21 protein-coding genes and 1 tRNA gene are annotated in these 18,681 nt (G+C 62.8%); 14 read left to right on the forward strand and 8 right to left on the reverse strand.

Annotated features, from left to right (window positions below):
• Nucleotides 1-268: 268 nt before the first annotated feature.
• Nucleotides 269-928, forward strand: a complete 660-nt coding sequence (locus tag V1292_RS26535) for a glutathione S-transferase family protein (protein ID WP_334375574.1) — start codon at nt 269-271, stop codon at nt 926-928.
• Between the two features lie 12 nt (nt 929-940).
• Here the strand turns inward: V1292_RS26535 and V1292_RS26540 are convergent, their stop codons facing one another.
• Together V1292_RS26540 and V1292_RS26545 are read right to left on the reverse strand one after the other, a co-directional pair.
• The gene (locus V1292_RS26540) at nt 941-1,192 is read right to left on the reverse strand and encodes a porin (protein WP_334375575.1); all 252 of its coding nucleotides are present in this window, start codon (nt 1,190-1,192) and stop codon (nt 941-943) included.
• A 36-nt stretch (nt 1,193-1,228) separates the two neighbouring features.
• Nucleotides 1,229-1,489 (reverse strand): PilZ domain-containing protein, encoded by a 261-nt coding sequence (locus V1292_RS26545; protein WP_442895566.1) that lies wholly within the window; start codon nt 1,487-1,489, stop codon nt 1,229-1,231.
• 252 nt (nt 1,490-1,741) lie between these two features.
• On the opposite strand from V1292_RS26545, the gene V1292_RS26550 reads away from it, so the two are divergent.
• From V1292_RS26550 to V1292_RS33970, 3 genes are all read left to right on the forward strand, one after another.
• Nucleotides 1,742-1,816: transfer RNA gene (locus V1292_RS26550), tRNA-Glu, on the forward strand.
• A gap of 811 nt (nt 1,817-2,627) precedes the next feature.
• Nucleotides 2,628-3,296, forward strand: coding sequence for a PEPxxWA-CTERM sorting domain-containing protein (locus tag V1292_RS26555; RefSeq protein WP_334375576.1), 669 nt, complete (start codon nt 2,628-2,630; stop codon nt 3,294-3,296).
• A 252-nt stretch (nt 3,297-3,548) separates the two neighbouring features.
• Entirely contained in the window at nt 3,549-3,746 is a 198-nt protein-coding gene (locus V1292_RS33970) for an H-NS histone family protein (RefSeq protein ID WP_442895567.1), read from the forward strand.
• A gap of 485 nt (nt 3,747-4,231) precedes the next feature.
• On the opposite strand, the gene V1292_RS26560 is transcribed toward V1292_RS33970, so the two are convergent.
• Entirely contained in the window at nt 4,232-4,360 is a 129-nt protein-coding gene (locus V1292_RS26560; RefSeq protein WP_334375577.1) for a hypothetical protein, read from the reverse strand.
• Between the two features lie 66 nt (nt 4,361-4,426).
• On the opposite strand from V1292_RS26560, the gene V1292_RS26565 reads away from it, so the two are divergent.
• The 5 genes from V1292_RS26565 (at nt 4,427) to V1292_RS26585 (ending at nt 10,045) form a co-directional block, all read left to right on the forward strand.
• On the forward strand, nt 4,427-5,659 hold the full coding sequence (locus V1292_RS26565) for a Zn-dependent hydrolase (RefSeq protein ID WP_334375578.1): 1,233 nt from the start codon (nt 4,427-4,429) through the stop codon (nt 5,657-5,659).
• A gap of 18 nt (nt 5,660-5,677) precedes the next feature.
• Nucleotides 5,678-6,892, forward strand: coding sequence for an MFS transporter (locus tag V1292_RS26570; protein WP_334375579.1), 1,215 nt, complete (start codon nt 5,678-5,680; stop codon nt 6,890-6,892).
• 109 nt (nt 6,893-7,001) lie between these two features.
• Nucleotides 7,002-8,045 carry a PrsW family glutamic-type intramembrane protease gene (locus tag V1292_RS26575; protein ID WP_334375580.1) on the forward strand — a complete coding sequence of 348 codons (1,044 nt, stop codon included), beginning with the start codon at nt 7,002-7,004 and terminating at the stop codon, nt 8,043-8,045.
• A 110-nt stretch (nt 8,046-8,155) separates the two neighbouring features.
• Nucleotides 8,156-8,734, forward strand: coding sequence for an HdeD family acid-resistance protein (locus V1292_RS26580; protein WP_334375581.1), 579 nt, complete (start codon nt 8,156-8,158; stop codon nt 8,732-8,734).
• A gap of 222 nt (nt 8,735-8,956) precedes the next feature.
• On the forward strand, nt 8,957-10,045 hold the full coding sequence (locus tag V1292_RS26585) for a 3-deoxy-7-phosphoheptulonate synthase (RefSeq protein ID WP_334375582.1): 1,089 nt from the start codon (nt 8,957-8,959) through the stop codon (nt 10,043-10,045).
• A 306-nt stretch (nt 10,046-10,351) separates the two neighbouring features.
• Here V1292_RS26585 and V1292_RS26590 read toward each other — a convergent pair whose 3' ends face one another.
• From V1292_RS26590 to epmA, 4 genes are read right to left on the reverse strand one after another with little or no spacing between them, the layout of a single operon-like run.
• Nucleotides 10,352-10,606 carry a hypothetical protein gene (locus tag V1292_RS26590; protein ID WP_334368798.1) on the reverse strand — a complete coding sequence of 85 codons (255 nt, stop codon included), beginning with the start codon at nt 10,604-10,606 and terminating at the stop codon, nt 10,352-10,354.
• A gap of 26 nt (nt 10,607-10,632) precedes the next feature.
• Nucleotides 10,633-10,845, reverse strand: a complete 213-nt coding sequence (locus tag V1292_RS26595; protein WP_334375583.1) for a hypothetical protein — start codon at nt 10,843-10,845, stop codon at nt 10,633-10,635.
• Nucleotides 10,846-10,852: 7 nt separating this feature from the next.
• Nucleotides 10,853-11,944: a lysine-2,3-aminomutase-like protein gene (locus V1292_RS26600; RefSeq protein WP_334375584.1), complete on the reverse strand. Its 1,092-nt coding sequence runs from the start codon at nt 11,942-11,944 to the stop codon at nt 10,853-10,855.
• The gene (gene epmA, locus V1292_RS26605; protein WP_334375585.1) at nt 11,941-12,993 is read right to left on the reverse strand and encodes an EF-P lysine aminoacylase EpmA; all 1,053 of its coding nucleotides are present in this window, start codon (nt 12,991-12,993) and stop codon (nt 11,941-11,943) included. Before epmA ends, V1292_RS26600 begins: the two co-directional genes overlap by 4 nt.
• A gap of 466 nt (nt 12,994-13,459) precedes the next feature.
• Here epmA and efp point away from each other — a divergent pair, with 466 nt between their 5' ends.
• The 3 genes from efp to V1292_RS26620 all read left to right on the forward strand — a co-directional run bounded on the left by efp (nt 13,460) and on the right by V1292_RS26620 (nt 16,219).
• Nucleotides 13,460-14,026 carry an elongation factor P gene (efp, locus tag V1292_RS26610; RefSeq protein WP_057863529.1) on the forward strand — a complete coding sequence of 189 codons (567 nt, stop codon included), beginning with the start codon at nt 13,460-13,462 and terminating at the stop codon, nt 14,024-14,026.
• A gap of 147 nt (nt 14,027-14,173) precedes the next feature.
• On the forward strand, nt 14,174-15,673 hold the full coding sequence (locus V1292_RS26615) for a M23 family metallopeptidase (protein ID WP_334375586.1): 1,500 nt from the start codon (nt 14,174-14,176) through the stop codon (nt 15,671-15,673).
• A gap of 123 nt (nt 15,674-15,796) precedes the next feature.
• Complete coding sequence (locus tag V1292_RS26620) at nt 15,797-16,219, forward strand: DUF805 domain-containing protein (protein ID WP_334375587.1); 423 nt, start codon at nt 15,797-15,799, stop codon at nt 16,217-16,219.
• An 11-nt stretch (nt 16,220-16,230) separates the two neighbouring features.
• Here V1292_RS26620 and V1292_RS26625 read toward each other — a convergent pair whose 3' ends face one another.
• The gene (locus tag V1292_RS26625; protein ID WP_334375588.1) at nt 16,231-16,698 is read right to left on the reverse strand and encodes a carboxymuconolactone decarboxylase family protein; all 468 of its coding nucleotides are present in this window, start codon (nt 16,696-16,698) and stop codon (nt 16,231-16,233) included.
• A 191-nt stretch (nt 16,699-16,889) separates the two neighbouring features.
• On the opposite strand from V1292_RS26625, the gene V1292_RS26630 reads away from it, so the two are divergent.
• Together V1292_RS26630 and V1292_RS26635 are read left to right on the forward strand one after the other, a co-directional pair.
• Complete coding sequence (locus tag V1292_RS26630) at nt 16,890-17,339, forward strand: MarR family winged helix-turn-helix transcriptional regulator (RefSeq protein ID WP_442895568.1); 450 nt, start codon at nt 16,890-16,892, stop codon at nt 17,337-17,339.
• A gap of 67 nt (nt 17,340-17,406) precedes the next feature.
• Complete coding sequence (locus V1292_RS26635; protein ID WP_334375590.1) at nt 17,407-18,633, forward strand: lytic murein transglycosylase; 1,227 nt, start codon at nt 17,407-17,409, stop codon at nt 18,631-18,633.
• Nucleotides 18,634-18,681 lie beyond the last annotated feature (48 nt).

An 18,681-nucleotide genomic window follows, 5' to 3' on the forward strand; every position in this document is an offset into this window, starting at 1 on the left:
TCTCCTCGAATAGATTTGAGGAGGAGACGATGGGACGAGGAATTCTGCTGTGGTTGCTGGGCGTGCCTATTCCGGTGATCATTCTGTTGTGGCTGTTCTTCGGCCACTGATTGGCTGACGCTAGCCCGCGCATGACGCGGAAATCGGGGCTCTGTCGCACTGCGGCGGAGCCCCGATTTTTGTTGGGCTTGAGCCCACGCAAGAGCGCGCTTTTTTGCCGATCTTCGGCTATTAACGGCCAATCGGAAAATCAGCGGGAGCAACGCGCGTGGCCGACAACAACAAACAACAACTCACCATCTGGGGCCGGGCCAATTCGGTCAACGTGCAAAAAGTACTGTGGTGCCTCGCCGAACTCGATCTTGCCTATGAGCGTATCGATGCCGGCATGCAGTTCGGAAAGAACAACGAGCCTGCTTATCTGGCGATGAATCCGAACGGCCGCGTACCCACGCTGGTCGATGGCGACTACGTGCTGTGGGAATCCAATTCCGTGATGCGTTATCTCTGCATGGCCTATGGCCAAGGATCTGAACAAGGTTCGTCGATCTATCCCTCGCAGCCGAAGGCGCGCGCCGGCGTTGATCGCTGGCTCGACTGGACGCTGTCGACGCTGCAGCCGGTCGACCGGCCGGTGTTCTGGGCGTTGGTGCGCACGCCCATCGAAAAGCGCGACATGGTCGCGATCCAGAAGGATGTCGATGCCGAAGCCGCGGTGTGGCGGATCGTCGTGGCGCACCTGGCAACGCGGCGCTTCATCGAAGGCGATCAGTTCACCATCGCCGACATCGCGCTGGGCGCCTTTGCGCGGCGCTGGTTCGGCGTCGAAGGCGTGACAAAACCGAAACTGCCTAACCTCGAACGCTGGTTTTCGCAGCTCACCGTCCGCCCAGGGTTCACGCAGTTCATCGCGCCGCCGATGACGTAAGCGCGAATCTTCTCAACGCGAGCCGCCGGAGACCCCCGCTCCTACGCTCACCGCGCCGCCGATTTTCATGCAGGTGTTGGTGCCTTCGATTCTGACGAAGCCCGCGCCGTATTCCGCGCATGCATTGGCTGAAGCTGGGCGCTTCAGAGGAAGCGACTTGCCCGACGCGGGGGCCTTGTCGAGCTTCTGAGGGCGGGGTTGTTCCGCGACCGAGGCAACCGAAGACAGCGCCACGGCGATCACTATAAAGAGGGATTTTCGCATCCCGCCTTTTATCGTTCCTTGCGGATCAGTGCCAGACTAGCGGACGAACTTGATACCGATCGATTTGCCGCGGCGCCAGACCACTTCGCAGCGGCGCCCGGTCCTGGCGTCGCGCGAAAACGCCAGCCGCAATTTCGCCGGCAGCGTGTTGGGATCGTCGATCGTGACCTTCGCCCCCGTTGCGGACATATCCTGCACCACGCACTGGCGCGCGGCGAAACCGCCTTCGAGCGTGATCCACCCAGGTTGACTCAATGATTTGCGCGCGTCGCGCTTCTTGCTTGATAGCAAAGCCATGTCGAAAAGCTCCCCCGAGGCCAGCCCTACACCATGCGGCTTTAGAATCCGTTGCTCGGCGCGGCGCGTCTCACCGTGCGGCCGGGACGCCGATGGAGACGCAAAGCGGCTGCAGAAACGTCTTTCCGAGCGGCTTGCCCACCCGCCCAAACGCCACTATACGTTCGCCCGTCGCCGCCCCCATCAGCCATGGACGGCCGGCGTCCAACACGGCTCATCAGGCGCTAACGTCTTGATTTTCCTGTTGTTCTTGCTCCCTTCGTCTATCGGTTAGGACGCCACCCTTTCACGGTGGAGAGAGCGGTTCGATTCCGCTAGGGAGCGCCATCACGCTGCCACCACTTTCAAGGCCCAAGCCGACCACTTTCAAGGCTTAAGGCAACCATTTTCAGAGCTCAGGTTCCCTGTCGTCCGCAGGTTCCGGCAAACGGACCGTGGCGCGTATGTAAAGGAACAGGGAAATGGATACGGCCGCTATCGCAATCACAACTTGTGTCGCGCTTTACGTCGCACTCCGCTTTACGTTGCGGTGCTACTTTCCGCCGGATACCTGACCCGAGCTCCTCACGAGGCTCGGGAAATCACGCTGTGCGGGGGGAAGACGCGAAACGCGAATGCCTCTCGACAGAGTGATCAGTTTTGCCAGAGACCAAAATCGATCTTGCCTAAACCAGCAAACTGATTTTATTTCGTTCGGGTATCGCCCTTCACCAAGAGGCGCCAACGCCCAATCGCGTTGCTCTTCCCCGCAAGTCGCGTCCTAGAGGCCCCCGGCACACGTCGGGCGATGCGCCCCGCGTAGCATTCGACTGCAGGTGCATCCGGCATAAAGATCGGGAAAACTGCTTATTTATTTTATGCTCACGTCCATCGATGGCCCGTTAATTTGATTACATTCAAAAGAAACACAACGCAGTGTCCATTCAGCGCAAATGCAGCCGGGACGCGCATTCTAAAGGGGATGCACGATTAATCGCGCGCAACCTACAAATGTTGGAATTATTTCAAATAGAGGTACCTCAGTAATTGCTGACAACTTTACAGTTTTTTAATGAATGATAGATTTCGGGAAGATGCGGCAATCGCCAGCCGCCATTTTTACGTGAATTTTTAGCACTGGTAGCAGGGAGTATAATGAATGATTAGTTCACGCGGAATATTGGCAGCTGCTTTGATATCGATGGCCGCTGTTTCGATCAGCCCGGCGCAGGCAGACATCGTTGTGGTCACGGGCGTCAACAATCAGGGCACGGACAACGTGCTGCTGAACACCGCGACAAACCTGTCGCTCGTCACTGGCACGGTCGGACCAAACGACCTAGTGGTTAATTTCACTTCCACGAGCGGCAGCGGACTCTTGAGCGCAAACCCCAGCGGCCAGGCGACGGTGTCAGGCGGTACGGAAAACGATCCTCTGACTCAACTCTCGTTCGACCTGGCGAGCGGCGGCACGTTCACGCGATCCGTCTTTAACATCAATGCCGCCACCGATGGGAGCGTGCTTATCCACGTGGAGGGCATCAACATCACCGGCGGCTCCTTCACAGACGACTTCACGGTTGACGCCAACGGCCAAAACTTCTTCACCATCACCAGTATCAACGGACAGCTGATGACCGACGTTTCGCTCACAGCGATTAATGGCGCCACGTTCGAGGATGTGCGGCAAGTCCGGCTCGGAGGGTTCGAGACGGTCGGTGCCGTCCCCGAGCCCTCCACCTGGGCCATGATGATCCTCGGCTTCGCTGGCGTGGGCTTCCTCGCCTACCGTCGCCGCCCACAAGGTCAGGCCCTGCGGCTGGTCTGACGCGCGCATCGATCGAAGAAGAAAAGGCCGCCACTGTGGCGGCCTTTTTTGTGAAATGGCGACCCACCCAAGTTAATCGCTGCAGAGGCATGTGATGAAACGGCGGGATTGCAATTTCGAGACGATGTCGACCGCCGAGCTCTGGGACTTGTACAACGAGCTCGGATCCAAACCTGCCGTCAAGCTGGAGGCCGAAGCAAACTTGCTTCAACAAAGGCTGGACGAAATCCAGCGCCGTGCCAGCCTTTCCCCATGGGTGGCACCGACAAGCGCAAACATGGGGCCGCGGCGAAATTTCGCAACCCGCATCCCCCATTCCAGACATGGTCGGGTAGAGGCACACAGCCGCGCTGGGTGAAGGACGCGCTCGAGCGCGGCGCGACAATGGATAGCCTGCGGTTGAAAGCGTTGGCCGCTTCGCAGAACGAGGAAGATACTCATCCGGTGTAATTTCGGCGGCTGACGCGCTTTCGCCTGCTCGCCCGGAGCGTCGTACTGGGAGCATCCGATGGATCGACATCCCCGCGAAAGAACTAGCCAATCCGAAAGCCGCCATCATGAAGATCATTGGCTTCGCTGGCATCGGGTTTTTTGGCCTCTCGCCGCCGCAGGCAATGCCGCGCACTGGGTCTGGTCTGACGGGCGCGCATCGATAGAATGGTCTGAAGGCCGCCACTTGTGGCGGCCTTTTTGCGGAATTGGCGGCCCCACAAAGTTAGCGGCTTTGCTTCAGCGAAGACTGGACGAGATCCATCGGCACGTCAGCCCTCAGCCAGCACCTGGCACAGCAAAACGCAAACATGCCGCCGTGCCAAATTTCGCAATCCGCGCGCCTCGTTCCAAACATGGTCAGGCGGAGGAACACAACCGCACCGGGCGTCTCTCGGACGCAAAGCGTCTGGACGCCCCACAGCTTTTGCGGAAAGAATGCGCGATTACACGGTAAACGAGAAAGCTGGAATCACCGCTGGCGCGGTGATGGCGCTCGTGATCGTGGCGTGGCCAGCAATCGTTGCATTGGCGTTGCTTTCCGGAAGATAAGTAAAGCTGCTGGCGACGTTCACGGAACTTTGTTCTACTCCGAGAACGGCAGCGGGAACTTTGTTCTACTCCGGAGAACTACGGGAAGCATGGCTGACATTTCTTCGCGCGTCGATGGCGACCGCGTCCTCGCCGATCTCAACGCGCTGCGCGCCATCGGCGCCTACAAGACCGGCGTTCACAAGCCGACTTTCTCCGAACCGCATCTGCGCTCGCTGGCTTGGCTGATGCAGCGGCTTCCTGAGGCCGGCCTCACGGGCGAGATCGACGGCATCGGCAACGTGCTCGGAACCAGCACGAAAAGCGGGCCGAAACTGCTGGCGGGATCGCATCTGGAAAGCCAGAACCACGCGGGCTGGCTCGATGGACCGCTCGGCGTGGTCTATGCGCTCGAGGCCGCCCGCGTCATCAATCCCGACCCGAATATAGAGGGCGCCGTCGAAGTCGCATCATGGTGCGACGAGGAAGGCCATTTCGGACACTTCCTCGGCAGCCGGTCCTATGTCGGCGGCGTCACCGAAGCCGATATCGACGCCGCGCGCGACCGCAACAATGATAGGAGCATGCGTGACGCGCTACGTGAGGCGGGTCTTGCCGGCCGCGCCCGCGCGCGGTGCGAACAAGGGCGGCATATCGGCTATCTGGAAGCCCATATCGAGCAGGGCGAGGCGCTGGAAAGCAGCGGCCTCAAGATCGGCATCGTCACGTCCATCGTCGGGATCTGGCAATACCGCATCACCTTCACGGGTGAACAAAACCACGCCGGCACCACGCGGATGGCCATTCGCCGGGACGCCGGCCTCGCACTCGCCAGATTTTGCGTCGATATCGACAATCGTTTCCCCGCCGCCTGCGGCCCGCGCACGGTGTGGACCACCGGCCGCATCACGCTCGATCCCGGTGCGCCCAGCATCATCCCGGGAGCGGCGGAAATGCTGTTCCAGATTCGCGACGACGATCCTGCCGTGATTGCGCGGCTGGAGGAACTGCTCCACGGCATGGCCGCGGAGGTCAACGCCCAAGGCCGCTGCGCCGTCGCGGTGGAGCGCATCCGCACCGGGACGCCCGCGCGGATGGATGGCTCGTTCCAGCAGGCCATCGAGGGTGCCAGCGCAGCTTTTGCCGACGGCAAGTCGCTCCGCATGCCGAGCGGCGCCGGCCACGACGCCCAGATTCTCTCAACCGTCATGCCGGCCGGCATGCTGTTCGTGCCCTCGATCGGCGGCATTTCGCATCACTGGACCGAGAACACCGCCGACGCCGACATCGTTACCGGGGCAGAGGTCTTTGTTGACGCCTGCCGGCGGCTGTTGGCGCAATGAGGCGACGCGAGATGCGACATGGTTGCTGAGACCAGGCCGGCCTATTCGATCAGGGACATTCCGGCCAGCGTATGGGTGCTGGGCTTCGTCTCCATGCTGATGGACATCTCGTCGGAGATGATCCACGCCCTGCTGCCGATCTACCTGGTCTCGGTCCTCGGCGCATCGATGGTGACGGTCGGCGTCATCGAAGGCATCGCCGAGGCGACCGCCTCCATCACCAAAATATTCTCTGGCGCGCTCTCGGACTGGCTCGGGAAACGCAAATGGTTGGCCGCCATCGGTTACGGCCTCGCGGCCTTCACCAAGCCGGTGTTTCCGCTGGCGCCAACCGTCGGCTGGCTGGTGGCCGCGCGTTTCGTCGACCGGATCGGCAAAGGCATTCGCGGCGCCCCGCGTGATGCGCTGGTGGCCGATCTCTCGCCGGCCGATCTGCGCGGCGCCAGTTTCGGGCTGCGCCAATCGCTCGATACGATCGGCGCCTTCGTCGGCCCCCTGCTCGCCATCGCCCTGATGTGGTGGACATCGGACAACTTCACGGCCGTGTTCTGGGTTGCCGTAATTCCCGCTTTCCTGGCGCTGGCGCTGATCGTTTTCGCCGTGCGTGAGCCGGCGCGGCCGCAGGCGCTGCGCACCGTCCGCAATCCGATCAGCCTGGCCGAGATCAAAAACCTGGGGCCGGCCTATTGGTGGGTGGTGGCGGTCGCGAGCGTGTTCACGCTGGCGCGCTTCAGCGAGGCATTCCTCGTTCTCCGCGCCCAGAATGTCGGGCTGCCGATCATGCTCGTGCCTGCCGTCCTGGTGGCGATGAATGTCGTCTATGCCCTCGCAGCCTATCCCGCCGGCGTCATCTCGGATCGCATGGGCCGCACGGCCGTGCTGGCGAGCGGCATGCTGGTGCTGGTTGCCGCCGACATCGCGTTGGCGTTGCTGCCGTCGGTGGGCGGTGTTGCGCTGGGCGTCATTCTCTGGGGCCTGCACATGGGACTGACGCAGGGACTGCTGGCCGCGCTCGTTGCGGATACCGCGCCGGCCGAGTTGCGCGGCACGGCTTACGGATTCTTCAACCTGCTCGGCGGCGTGGCGATGCTCGCGGCCAGCGTCATTGCCGGCGCACTCTGGGATATTGCAGGGCCGCAGGGCACGTTCCTGGCCGGCGCCGGCTTCGCCCTCGTCGCGCTGGCGGGATTGCTGGTGGTACAGGGCAAGATCGGCCAACGGGCCGCGGCCTGAGCGGCGCCGGATTCCGCCGGGTTCCTTGGTGACAAGGAGTCGCGTCTGGCTTTCTTGCAAACGGCTGGGTTTGCGGCCATTTACGCTCGCACGAGGTAAAGTTCTCCAGATGTTGCTGCTGCAGGCCCTCCCTACATCGATCGGCGTTGCCGCCATCGCGCCGGCGTTGCTGGTGCTCTGGCTCGTCATTGCCGCGGACGAGCGCCCCGGCCCACCCGCGCGGGTATGGCTCGCTTTCGTACTCGGGGCCGCCAGCATTTCTCTGTTGGGCATTGCGCGCGCCCCGTTTGCCGCGATCCTTGCGGTGCCTGGAAACCCCTGGATGACGCAAGGCCTGCGTTCGATCTTCGGGGTGGCCGCGCCCGAAGAGATCGTGAAGGTCCTCGTGATCATTCTAGTGTCATTGCCGGTGCGCCGCCGTGCGTTTGCGGACCCAATGGACACGGTGGTCTACGGTGCGGCCGCAGGCCTCGGCTTCGCGGCCTACGAAAACCTCGCCTATCTCGTGCAGCACGCCGACATGTGGCGGTCGCTGGCCGCCTTGCGCAGCGTATTGACGGTGCCGTTTCACGGCGCACTCGGCATCATCGCAGGCGCCTATATCGCGATCGCGCGCGCCGGCACCGCGCTCGGTGCGCATCGCCATCATCGCGACTGGGCGCGGATCTCTAGCTGGGCGCTGGCGCTGTTCGCGCCGGTCGCGCTGCATGCGGCATTCGATTTTCCGCTGCTGACGCTACAGAAACATCCAGATCTCGGCGCCAACGTGCGGATGCTGCTGGGGGCGGCAAGCCTGCTGATCGGCTTCAGTTCGATCGGGTTTGCCATACGGCTGGTGCGGCGCGTCGGCCGCCATCATGCGCCGCGCACCGAGATCGCGCGTGAGCGGCTGAGCCAGTTGCGGCGGATGTGGGCCCTGCTGCTCGTGGGCAGCGGCGCGGGCTTCGCCGGCGCGGCTTTCGTCCTGACCTCGCTTCATCACTGGTTCGTCAATCCGGAGCGCAATGCGTCGCTGCTTCTCATTCCGCTCGGCATGACCTCCATCTTGATAGGCTTGGCGCTGTTGCTGGCCACGTCGGCTGTCTATGTGTTTGGCCGCAATCGCATCAGAACGTCCTCGGACGGATTTTCGTCCGCGCCTGAGCCAGGCTGAACGTCATCCTTCAGTCGTTGATCTCGCTTAAAAGCTAGCCAACATTTTTACCCGCAGCGGGCGTACCGGGTATATTGGGCACTCGGCACGGCAGGCATCGGGAGTTTCCAATGACCCAAGACATTCCCCCTGATATCGGCAAGCTGCAGTCCGAAATGAATGCCGCGGTGAAGGCGCACTGGAAGGCCTTCCTGTTCGAAGGCATCGTGCTCGCCCTGCTCGGCCTGGCTGCGATGATCGTGCCGCCGCTGGCGAGCCTCGCCGTCACCATCTTCCTCGGCTGGATGTTTCTGATCAGCGGCATTGCCGGGTTGTTCGTCACTTACTGGGCGCGGCAGATGCCGGGCTTCTGGTGGTCGCTGTTTTCGGCGGCGCTGGCCGTTCTCGCCGGCGGGATTTTGCTGGCGCGGCCCGCGCAGGGCGTCCTCACGCTCACCATCGTGGTCGGCGCGTATTTTCTCGCCGAGGGCGTCGTCAGCATCATGTACGCGCTACAGCACCGCCGCGAATTGTCGGAGCGCTGGTCCTGGTTGCTGATTTCAGGCGTGATGGACCTCCTGATCGCATTCATCATCATCGCCGGCCTGCCGGGTTCGGCGGAATGGGCGATCGGCCTCCTGGCCGGGATCAATCTCGTGCTCGGCGGCGCGTCACTGGTCGGCATAGCGCTCGCCGCGCGCAAATCCTGACGCCGCCGATTATGGGATGACAAGACCCGGCTGGTGCGCTATAGAGCCCGCCATGATCATGATCGCCGCCAGCAACTTTTGGTATTTTAGCTACGACAGCTCGCTGGCGGTGGGAGGATCGCGCTCAATCTGACGAATTGAAGCCAAGAAGTCCGAACAGCCGCCAAACCTGGCGGCTTTTTTATTGGCCGGCAGGTTTCCTTTCAAACAGGAGCCACAGCCGTGTTGAGCACCACCGACGACCTTCGAATTAGCGAACTGAAAGAACTGAGTACGCCGCAGGAGGTGATGGGCGAGATACCGCGCACCTTGACCGCGACGCGCGTCGTGATGGCGGCGCGCAATGCCATTCACGCCATCCTGCACGGCACCGACGACCGCCTGCTCGTGGTCGTCGGCCCCTGCTCGGTCCACGATCCCGCCGCGGCCGTTGATTACGCCGAGCGACTCGCTGCACTGCGCGAAAAGCTCGCCGACCACCTCGAAATCGTGATGCGTGTCTATTTCGAAAAGCCGCGCACCACGGTCGGATGGAAGGGACTGATCAACGACCCCAATCTCGACGGCTCCTTCGACATCAACAGGGGCCTGCGGCTCGCCCGCAATGTGCTGTCGGCGGTGAACAATCTCGGCCTGCCGGCCGGGACCGAATTCCTCGACATGACGACGCCGCAATACATTGCCGACCTGATGGCATGGGCGGCAATCGGGGCGCGCACGACCGAGAGCCAGATCCATCGCGAGCTCGCTTCCGGTCTCTCCTGCCCGGTCGGCTTCAAGAACGGTACCGACGGCAATATCCGCATCGCGGCCGATGCGGTGAAGTCGGCCTCGCATCCGCATCATTTCATGGCTGTCACCAAAGGCGGGCGCTCGGCGATTGCGGCAACCACCGGCAACGAGGACTGCCACATCATCCTGCGCGGCGGCAACAAGCCGAACTACGACCGGAAAAGCGTCGATGCCGCTTGCGTCGAACTTGTCCGCGCCGGCGTCACCCCGCGGATCATGATCGACACCAGCCACGCCAACAGCAACAAGAAGCCGGAGAACCAGCCGCTGGTGGTCGCCGACATCGCGCGCCAGATATCGGAGGGCGAGCAGCGCATCACCGGCGTCATGATCGAGAGCAATCTGGTCGCCGGCCGCCAGGACGTCGTGCCGGGCAAGAAGCTAGCCTATGGGCAGAGCATCACCGACGGCTGCATCGACTGGGAGACGACGGTGTCGGCGTTGAACATGCTGGCTGATGCCGTGGCGACGCGCCGCAACGTGCCATCGCGCCGTTTCCGGGAGGAGCGCTCGGCGTAGCCCACCCGGGTCGAATGATGGCAGGGCGCGGTCGACGCGCCCTGCCTCAGTTTTTATTGAAGCTGCACTACGATCCGAAGCGTGCACACTCGCGCGACGCCGTCAAAGCTGCGCCTGGCAAAAAACTTCACACGTACGAAATCAGGCTCCGCGGGCGTCTCGAAGGATGTAGGCCACAGACGTGGCCTCATGGTTCTCCCGGCGATGCGAAGCATCGCCCGGAGACGCGCGGAGCCTGTCATCGGGCCGCGCTACGCACGGACCCGTTGGCGCTCCTCACCATGAGGGACGTATGACGCAGTAAGCCTAACAGCCGCGGCAGATGCTCTTGATCTTGCGGTCGAGCGCTGCGTTTTCCTTGCTCAGCGGATCGTTCGGATCGTTCAGGTTCTTTTCGCTGGGCACGTCGCTGCGGCGCGGCTGACGGTGTCCGATCGGCGCCTCCGGAATCCCTCCGGCACTCGGGTTGCTCTTTGGCATTGTCGACGTCCCGCCCTGCGCGAACGCAGCAGGCATGCCGATCAGGACCATCAGCGCGACTGACAAGATTGTTCTTTGCATCCCGATTCTCCGCCTTTTAGATTCCTTTATCGTGTCCGTTCGGGCACGTCGATCGTTGCGCAGTTTCGCCGTCCCTGGGCAGCACAGTCCTGTGCCTTTCGTACATCGGCCATGGTGCCGAGCAACCAGATTCCGGCGGCCACCAGCAGCACGAAGAAGCCGAGCAGAACGGCGTTTTCGATTCCGCGATGGCCCTCGTCTTCCGGCGGCTCCCGCTTCTCCTCGCCGTCCTCCGTCATCGCCCGATCACGGCTTTGGCGGATAGAGGTGAACGTCTCCACAATAGTCGACGATACGATACTGCACTTCCGAGGATAGTTCACATTCCTCGGAACTTGCATGCGACAAATAATTCGGTCCAATCGGCGCCTTTCCATGGCCGCCGGGAATGTCGAGCACGTAATCCGGCTGGCACAGGCCCGAAACGCGGCCGCGCAAGTTGCGCATCAGTTCCCGTCCCTCTGCAATGGTGGTGCGCAGATGTCCGGTCCCCGGCGCCAGATCGCCATGATGCAGGTAATAGGGCTTGATTCGGTTTTCAACAAAGGTCCGCATCAACGCTTCCAGCGTCGCGGAATCGTCATTGACGCCGCGAAGCAGCACCGTCTGGCTTACCAGCGGAACACCGGCGTCGGCCAGCCGCGCGCAGGCGGCGCGGGCCTCGCCCGACAATTCGCGCGGATGATTGGCGTGAACGGCGATCCAGGTCGTTGCGCCGTCAGCTTTCAACGCCCTGATCATGTCGCCTTCGATGCGCGCAGGCGCAGCCACCGGCACGCGGGTGTGGATGCGAACGATCTTGACGTGATCGATGGCGGCGAGGTCCGTCATGATCTCAGCCAGCCGCCGTGGCGACAGCATCAGCGGATCACCGCCGGTCAGGATGACTTCCCAGATTTCGTTGTTCTTGCGGATATAGTCCAGCGCGTCGCGATAGGCGGCCTCGGACAGCGCCGTCGCCTTGCCAGGCCCGACCATCTCGCGGCGGAAGCAGAAGCGGCAATACACCGCGCAGACATGCACCAGCTTGAGCAGCACGCGATCGGGATAGCGATGGACGATGCCGGCGACCGGCGAATGCGCATCGTCGCCGATCGGGTCGGCATTTTCACCGGGCGCATTCATCAGTTCGAGCGCGCTCGGAATGAATTGCCGCGCGATCGGATCGTCAGGATTTTCAGTATCAATCAGGTTAGCGATATCGGGCGTCACCGCGATGGCGTAGCGCGCGGCGACCCGCTCGAGGTCGGCGAGATCGGCCGGCTTCGCCAACCCCCGCTCGATGAGATCAGCGGGCTGCCGCAGCGTTGCCAAAAGTTTTGGATCGATCTTGTTCATGTCTCTCCTGCCGGTGGCGTCCACACCACCTGGTCCACCCGCAGTGCGCCGCTTGCCAGCATCACCAGCCGATCGAAACCGAGCGCGACGCCGCTCGACGGCGGCATCGCGGCAACCGCTGCGAGAAAATCCTCATCCAGCGGATAGCGCTCGCCGTAGCGCCGCTCCTTCTCGTCCATATCAGCGGCGAAACGGCGGCGCTGTTCGCCGGCATCGGTCAATTCGCCAAATCCGTTGGCAAGTTCGACGCCGCAGGCATAGACCTCAAAACGTTCGGCGACGCGCGGATCGGACGCTTTCGCCCGCGCAAGGGCTGCTTCCGGCGCCGGATATTCGAACAAGACAGTCAAACGCCCCTGCCCCAGATTCGGTTCGACATGCTCGACCAGCACTTTGCTGAAAATATCCGACCAGGTGTCGTCATCAGTGATCCGCACCCGCGGCCTTGCTGCCGCCGCAAGCGCCACCCGATCGCCCTCGCCATTGCTGATTGTGGCCAACAGATCAATTCCAGCAAAGCGGTCGAACGCGGATGCCACCGTCAGCAGTTCCGGCTCGGCGAAGGGATCGGCCGTTCTGCCCCGGAACGAAAACTGCCTGATCCCGGTCGCCTGCGCTGCATGTGCGATCACGACGATGGTGTCGGCCATAACGGCGTCATAGCCTGCGTCGGCACGATACCATTCCAGCATCGTGAATTCGGGCAGATGCAGATCGCCGCGCTCGCGGTCGCGGAACACGCGCGCCAATTCGAAGATTTTGGCTTCGCCGGCAGCGAGCAGTTTCTTCGCGGCGAATTCCGGCGACGTTCGCAAATAGCGCGTCGCGCGTGTGCCATCGTGGCTGATGATTTCGGTGCGTGGGGCATGCAGATGCGTCTCGTTGCCCGGCGAGACCTGCAGGATGCCGGTTTCCACCTCGGTAAAACCCTGCTCGTCGAACCAGCCTCGCACTGCCCTCGTGATCGCGGCTCGCGCCATAAGGAACGGCCTTCGATCGGCGTGCCGTGTGGCCGCCCACCAGGGCGAGGGCTGGTCGATATCAGCCATCACAGGCGGTTCCGAATCCACCGAGCATCCTCCGCGGAGCCAATCAAGGCCATCAGGGAATCGGCAAATACCATTGATATTGTTCGACTTTCTTTGCGTCCGACACGACGAGCCGGAGGAAGCAGCAAGATCCAGCTCCAGCTCGGTCATTTCATGTCGAAAGACGCTCTCCTTGTCCATTCGCCCGATCGATGTCGCCGCATCCCACTGAAGCTGCGGGTCTTCGCGAACCGCTTAAAACATTACTTTAAAGCCCCATCAGCAACGGTCGGCCCCATCGTTAAATTGCTTGCCAGACGCGTCATATAACAACGGCGAAATCCAGCTATTAGCAGCTCGCCGGAACGGCCGTAAAACGCTGGCATCGACGGGCAAAATCAGTATGTTGCAGCCCGAAACCGCCTGATTGGCCCTGCGGACACAAATGTCCGGTTCGGCCGAAGGCCAGAAATTCGGGAAAACAGCTTTGAAAGTCATCGCCAGTTCTATTCGCAAGGGCAACGTCATCGAGCAAGACGGCAAGCTCTATGTCGTCCTGTCAGCCGAAAACATCCATCCCGGCAAGGGAACCCCGGTCAGCCAGATCGAAATGCGCCGCATTGGCGACGGCGTGAAGGTGTCGGAACGCTACAAGACCACTGACCAGGTCGAGAAGGCCACCGTCGAGGACCGCAACTTCAACTACCTCTACGAGGATGGCGACGGCTTCCATTTCATGAACGCCGAGACCTATGACCAGGTCCAGGTTTCGAAGGAGATCGTGGGTTCGTCCGCGCCTTACCTGCAGGAAAACATGACCGTGAAGCTGTCGATGCACGACCTGAATCCGGTCGCCATCCAGTTGCCGCAGCGCGCAACCCTCGAAGTTGTGGAGACCGAGCCGGTCACCAAGGGGCAGACCGCGTCTTCCTCCTACAAGCCTGCTATCCTGTCCAACGGCGTGCGCACCTCGGTGCCGCCGCACATTGGAACGGGAACACGGATCGTGGTCATGACCGAGGACGGCTCCTACGTCGAACGCGCAAAGGACTAAGACCGCGCCATAGGCCACGGGGCATACGCCGGGGGCGATGCATTGGGTACAAAGGCTGTCCGCTTGCTCTCGCGTTGGCTGGCAGCCTTTTGTTTGCTCCCCGCCGGGATTGCCGGCGTTTCCGCCAATGAGTTCAGAACGCCGTCGATGTCGGCCGTTCGCGTCGAATGGCGCGCCGTTCTGAATCAGCTTCGCAGCGAGATCAATTCCCAGCCGGCGATCGCGCAGCGCTTCACCTTCGCAGGGCAGCGGCGGGTGCCGGCATGGGATCCGCGCGCGACGCCCGCGCTGGTGCAGTTGAACGCGATCAATTCGGCGATGTTCGCCGGAATCGGCCGCAGTCCGGTGCCGGTGCTGTTGCCCTTTGATACCGCGGCCTATCTCGAGGCCGAGGCCAGTGGCACGCGCCACGCGGCGGTGTCACGCCATCAGGCCGGCTTTCGCCCCGTCGACCTGTTTCACGCTGGCCCCTCCGGCTACGACGCGGTGTTTTCGCTGGATCCCGGCGCCGGTGACGGCCTGCCGTCTCGAACTTTCGCCCGTCCGGTCGAGGTGCAGATTACGGGCTCGGTCCTGGTATACGATCTCGCCGATCCGCTCAGCGGCAAGGGCGAGCCGGTCAAGGCGCTGGCGTCGCAATTTCCGGACATGCGCCGTTTCATTCGCGAAGGTTATGTGCGCTACGCCTTCACCCGTTTCGGCGTGCCCTATGTGGTGTCGATCCAGTGCCTCGATTCTGCGCCGCGGGCGCGGCGGCTGGCCTGCCGCGAGGCTTACCCGATCGCCGAGCGCTTCCTGAAGGCGCTGCGCATCGCCGGAGGCCAGCCGGCGCGGCCGCGCTTCGACGTTTCCTCCGAGGTTGCTGAACGGCCGGCCACCCCTTCGCCCGACTTCAGCTATCGTCCGAGCGGTGACATCATTGCCAACAGCGGCGCGCGCAGGCGCGGTGGCCGCGCCGACCTCGTCGCCTATTCGCAGATCCGCTTTCCGCTGGAGAACGCTCCGGCCCGGGTTAGCTCGCAGCAGTTCACCAGGCGCAAATCCGGCGAAAGCCGAGGCACCTATCAAGGCGTCTATCCGTGGCGGGACAATTTTTGCGAAGCCCGCAGTTTCCACGTCGGCCAATGTGCGGCCGGCTTCGGTCACCAGGGCCAGGACATTCGCCCCGCGCCCTGCCCGCCGAACAGCAGCGCCGGCAAGGCCTGCCATCCGAGAAAGCAGGCGGTCGTCGCCGTCCGCGACGGCGTCGTCATCCGTTCCTTAAAACAACAGGCGGCAACGCTGCAGATCAACACAGGCACCGAGCACATCCGTTTCCGTTACATGCACATGAATCCGTCAGCCATGGATGCGGACGGCATTCTCAACGGCCGACGCGTCACCGAGGGCGAGAAGATCGGCGTGGTCTCCAACTATCTCGATTTCCCCAACGGCACGTCGTACCACCTCCACTTCGACGTGCAGGTGTTCACGCGTGACGGCTGGATCTGGGTCAACCCCTACACCACCCTGATCGCCTCCTACGAACGGCTGATCCGCGGCCGCGGCCACGAAATCGGGACCGAGCCGCCGGCCGCCGTCGCGCATGCGCTGCCGAAGAATGTACGGCGCCACGTCGCGCGACAAGCGGAAGGCCGCGCTAACTAATCGCAAACCGATTCGCTTTCCAGCCACGGAACCGTTCAAATCTCTACAATGGATTCCGTGGGCATTAACCGCTGGCGGCGTAACGTGGGCACTGGAATAGAAACCGCAGTCCGTTCCCACAGCATGTTCACCACGTTCGCCTGGTATTTCCTATCGCTGGAAGGCCGCATCAGCCGCCAGGAGTTTCGGCTTGGCTATTTCGGCCTTGTGATTGTTAATGCGTTGTTGATCCGGACATGGCGCAACCTCACCGTTCCGCGCGTGCGCTATTACAGTGGCCACGATATCAGCCATGACTGGTCGATCCTGCTGGTGCTGCTCGTACTCCTTTGGCCGCTCATTGCTGTCACCGTGAAGCGGCTACACGATCTGAATGTTTCGGGGTGGTGGCTACTCGCGGCACTCGCAACTCCCGTTATTTCCAGCGTAACAAGCGTCAGCGGATGGATTATTACGCTGTTGGCGGTGGCCGTTCTAAGCGTTCTGCCAGGAGCGTCTGGCGACAACCGGTTCGGACGTGATCCGCTCGCCCAAGGCGGGATCTAGCGGCCCGGCGGTTAGGCGGCTGCATTCTTCCGCGCCGGCGGCGTCCAGCGAAACGCGGCGCCGAATCTGTTCCAGACATTGATCGAGGCGACGGCGGAGGTGAGATAGGCGAGCTCCTTCTCGGAGAATTCCGCGCTCGCCTGCGCATAGACCTCGTCACTGACGCCGTCTGCGAGCAACGTCAGCGCCTCCGTCCAAGCCAGCGCGGCACGCTCGCGCGCGGAAAACTGCGGCGCCTCGCGCCAGACCACCACGAGATTGAGCTTGTCGGTGGGCACGCCGAGCTTCTCGCCCTCGAGGATATGATACTGCACGCAAAAGGCACAGCCGTTGATCTGCGAGGCACGCAGCTTGATCAGCTCGAGCAGTTGCTTGTCCATTCCCGCCTTGCCCGCGACCTGGCTGAGCGCCAGCACCGCCGCGTAGGCGTCCGGCGTCAGCGACATGAAATCTTGGTACTCTTTGCGGGCGTGTGACATCTCTTGTGCCTCATGTTATCAGTGTTCTGATTGATTATAAGAGTACTGATATGCTGCGCAAGACACCACGAAGTACGGCAGCGCGATCACGAAACGTATCGGCAAAAAGACTACAAGCGAGGCGAAAGCCGGCCGCCGGAAAAGCCGGCCGACGGTCGCAGCAAAAATCTGCGGAAACTCCCGCGTCATTGATGCTGCGGCCGCCCCCGCCCGGCGAGGGCAAGCGCGGCGAGCAAGGCTATCTCGCCTATCTGCTGCGCCAGGCCCAGGGTGCGACGCGGCTGGCGATGGAGCGGTCGCTGGCCGAGCTTGGCGTCACCTCGCCGCAATTCGTCGTGCTGACGATGCTGCGCGCCTATCCCGGCCTGTCCGGCGCGGAACTCGCGCGGGTGGCGATGCTGACGCCGCAGACGGTCGGCGTCATCATCCGCAATCTCGAGCGCGACGGCGCCATCAAGAAGACCCCGCACCCGATCCATGCCCGGGTGCTGCAATGGACAGTGACGCGGCGGGGCGCAGCGCTACTCGACAAATGCCGGCGCCACGCGCAGGCGATCGAGCGGCGGCTGGCGGCGGGGCTTTCCGCCAACGCTCAGCGCCTGATCCGCCGCTGGCTGGCCAAAATCGCCGCGGATTTGTGAAGGAAATGCCGGTTCCCGCGGCGTCATGGCTTTTGGCGCAGGCCCGCCCTGCCGCTAGACTGCGGGCATGAAACAGCCTGATTCCCAGCAAGCCCCAACCCGCCGCGCAGTGCTGGGCCTCGGTACCGGCGCTCTGCTCGCGACGACGTTTCCCGCTTTGGCCGCGCCGGCCGGCTTCGACCAGTGGCGCGACAATTTCCGCGCGCGCGCGACTTCAAAAGGCATTTCGGACGCGACCTGGACGCGGGTGATGGGGCGGATCGAGCCCGACATGACCGTGTTCCGGCAAATGCAGAAGCAGCCGGAATTCCACGAGCAGATCTGGCAATACGTCAATCGCCGCGTCTCCGATTGGCGCATCATCAACGGCCGTGAAGCCTTGAAGAAGCACGAGGCGCTGTTCGCGCGGATCGAGCAGGATTTTGGCGTCGAGCGCGGCACGCTGCTTGCGCTGTGGGGCGTCGAGTCCGCCTATGGCGATCCCTTGGTGCAGCAGAACCATATGCGCCCGATCTTTCCGGCTCTCGCAGCGCTGGCCTGGAACGAGCCGCGCCGCCGCGCCTATTGGGAGACCGAGCTGATCAACGCGCTCAAGATCGTCGACCGCGGCTGGGGCACGCCGGAGGAAATGCGGGGATCCTGGGCCGGCGCGATGGGCCACACCCAGTGGATGCCGGAAGTCTGGCTCAATGTTGGCATGGACTACGACAAGGACGGCCGCGTCTCGCCGTTCGGCAAGCCCGACGATGCGCTCGGCTCCAGCGCGCGCTATTTGCTCAACCGCGGCAAGTATCACCGCGGCGAGCACTGGGGCTATGAAGTCCGCAGCTCAGGAGGGGCTTCGAGCGGCAGCCGGACCTATGCGGCGTGGGCCAGCGCCGGCGTCACACGCGCCGATGGCAAACCGTTCCCGCAACCGAGTGCATCGGCGCAGATGTGGGTGCCGGTCGCCGGGGGACCTTCGTTCCTGCTCGGCCCGAATTTTTATTCGGTGAAGAGCTACAACCCCTCGATGAACTACGCGTTGGCGATCTGCCATCTCGGCGACCGCATCCTGGGTGCGCCGCCCTTCATCCAGCCCTTCCCCGGCTCGGAGCGCGCGCTGACGCTTCCCGAAGTGCAGGAGCTGCAGACCCGGCTGACCAAAGCCGGCTTCGACACCGGCGGCACGGACGGCCGCGTCGGCAACGACACGATGAAGGCGGTTCGCGACTATCAAACCAAGACGGGACTGCTGCCCGCGGACGGTTATGGCGGGCTGAAGGTGCTGGCGCGGTTGAGGCAGGGTGGATAGCGACGCAGCTTCAACCTCGCGCGATTTGCGCCGCGTCCTCTCCATCGA

Source organism: Bradyrhizobium sp. AZCC 1719 (genome assembly GCF_036924525.1).
Lineage (GTDB): Bacteria > Pseudomonadota > Alphaproteobacteria > Rhizobiales > Xanthobacteraceae > Bradyrhizobium.

What these genes read in the sequence shown, in the direction of transcription:
- V1292_RS26635 (WP_334375590.1), top strand. Translation starts at nt 17,407, where the DNA reads ATGAAACAGCCTGATTCCCAGCAAGCCCCAACCCGCCGCGCAGTGCTG.
- V1292_RS26575 (WP_334375580.1), top strand. Translation starts at nt 7,002, where the DNA reads ATGTTGCTGCTGCAGGCCCTCCCTACATCGATCGGCGTTGCCGCCATC.
- V1292_RS26570 (WP_334375579.1), top strand. Translation starts at nt 5,678, where the DNA reads ATGGTTGCTGAGACCAGGCCGGCCTATTCGATCAGGGACATTCCGGCC.
- V1292_RS26630 (WP_442895568.1), top strand. Translation starts at nt 16,890, where the DNA reads ATGCTGCGGCCGCCCCCGCCCGGCGAGGGCAAGCGCGGCGAGCAAGGC.
- V1292_RS26600 (WP_334375584.1), bottom strand. Translation starts at nt 11,944, where the DNA reads ATGAACAAGATCGATCCAAAACTTTTGGCAACGCTGCGGCAGCCCGCT.
- V1292_RS26615 (WP_334375586.1), top strand. Translation starts at nt 14,174, where the DNA reads ATGTCGGCCGTTCGCGTCGAATGGCGCGCCGTTCTGAATCAGCTTCGC.
- V1292_RS26580 (WP_334375581.1), top strand. Translation starts at nt 8,156, where the DNA reads ATGACCCAAGACATTCCCCCTGATATCGGCAAGCTGCAGTCCGAAATG.
- epmA (WP_334375585.1), bottom strand. Translation starts at nt 12,993, where the DNA reads ATGGCTGATATCGACCAGCCCTCGCCCTGGTGGGCGGCCACACGGCAC.
- V1292_RS26590 (WP_334368798.1), bottom strand. Translation starts at nt 10,606, where the DNA reads ATGCAAAGAACAATCTTGTCAGTCGCGCTGATGGTCCTGATCGGCATG.
- V1292_RS26545 (WP_442895566.1), bottom strand. Translation starts at nt 1,489, where the DNA reads ATGGCTTTGCTATCAAGCAAGAAGCGCGACGCGCGCAAATCATTGAGT.
- V1292_RS26625 (WP_334375588.1), bottom strand. Translation starts at nt 16,698, where the DNA reads ATGTCACACGCCCGCAAAGAGTACCAAGATTTCATGTCGCTGACGCCG.
- V1292_RS26620 (WP_334375587.1), top strand. Translation starts at nt 15,797, where the DNA reads ATGTTCACCACGTTCGCCTGGTATTTCCTATCGCTGGAAGGCCGCATC.
- V1292_RS26595 (WP_334375583.1), bottom strand. Translation starts at nt 10,845, where the DNA reads ATGACGGAGGACGGCGAGGAGAAGCGGGAGCCGCCGGAAGACGAGGGC.
- V1292_RS26565 (WP_334375578.1), top strand. Translation starts at nt 4,427, where the DNA reads ATGGCTGACATTTCTTCGCGCGTCGATGGCGACCGCGTCCTCGCCGAT.
- V1292_RS26540 (WP_334375575.1), bottom strand. Translation starts at nt 1,192, where the DNA reads ATGCGAAAATCCCTCTTTATAGTGATCGCCGTGGCGCTGTCTTCGGTT.
- V1292_RS33970 (WP_442895567.1), top strand. Translation starts at nt 3,549, where the DNA reads ATGGGTGGCACCGACAAGCGCAAACATGGGGCCGCGGCGAAATTTCGC.
- V1292_RS26555 (WP_334375576.1), top strand. Translation starts at nt 2,628, where the DNA reads ATGATTAGTTCACGCGGAATATTGGCAGCTGCTTTGATATCGATGGCC.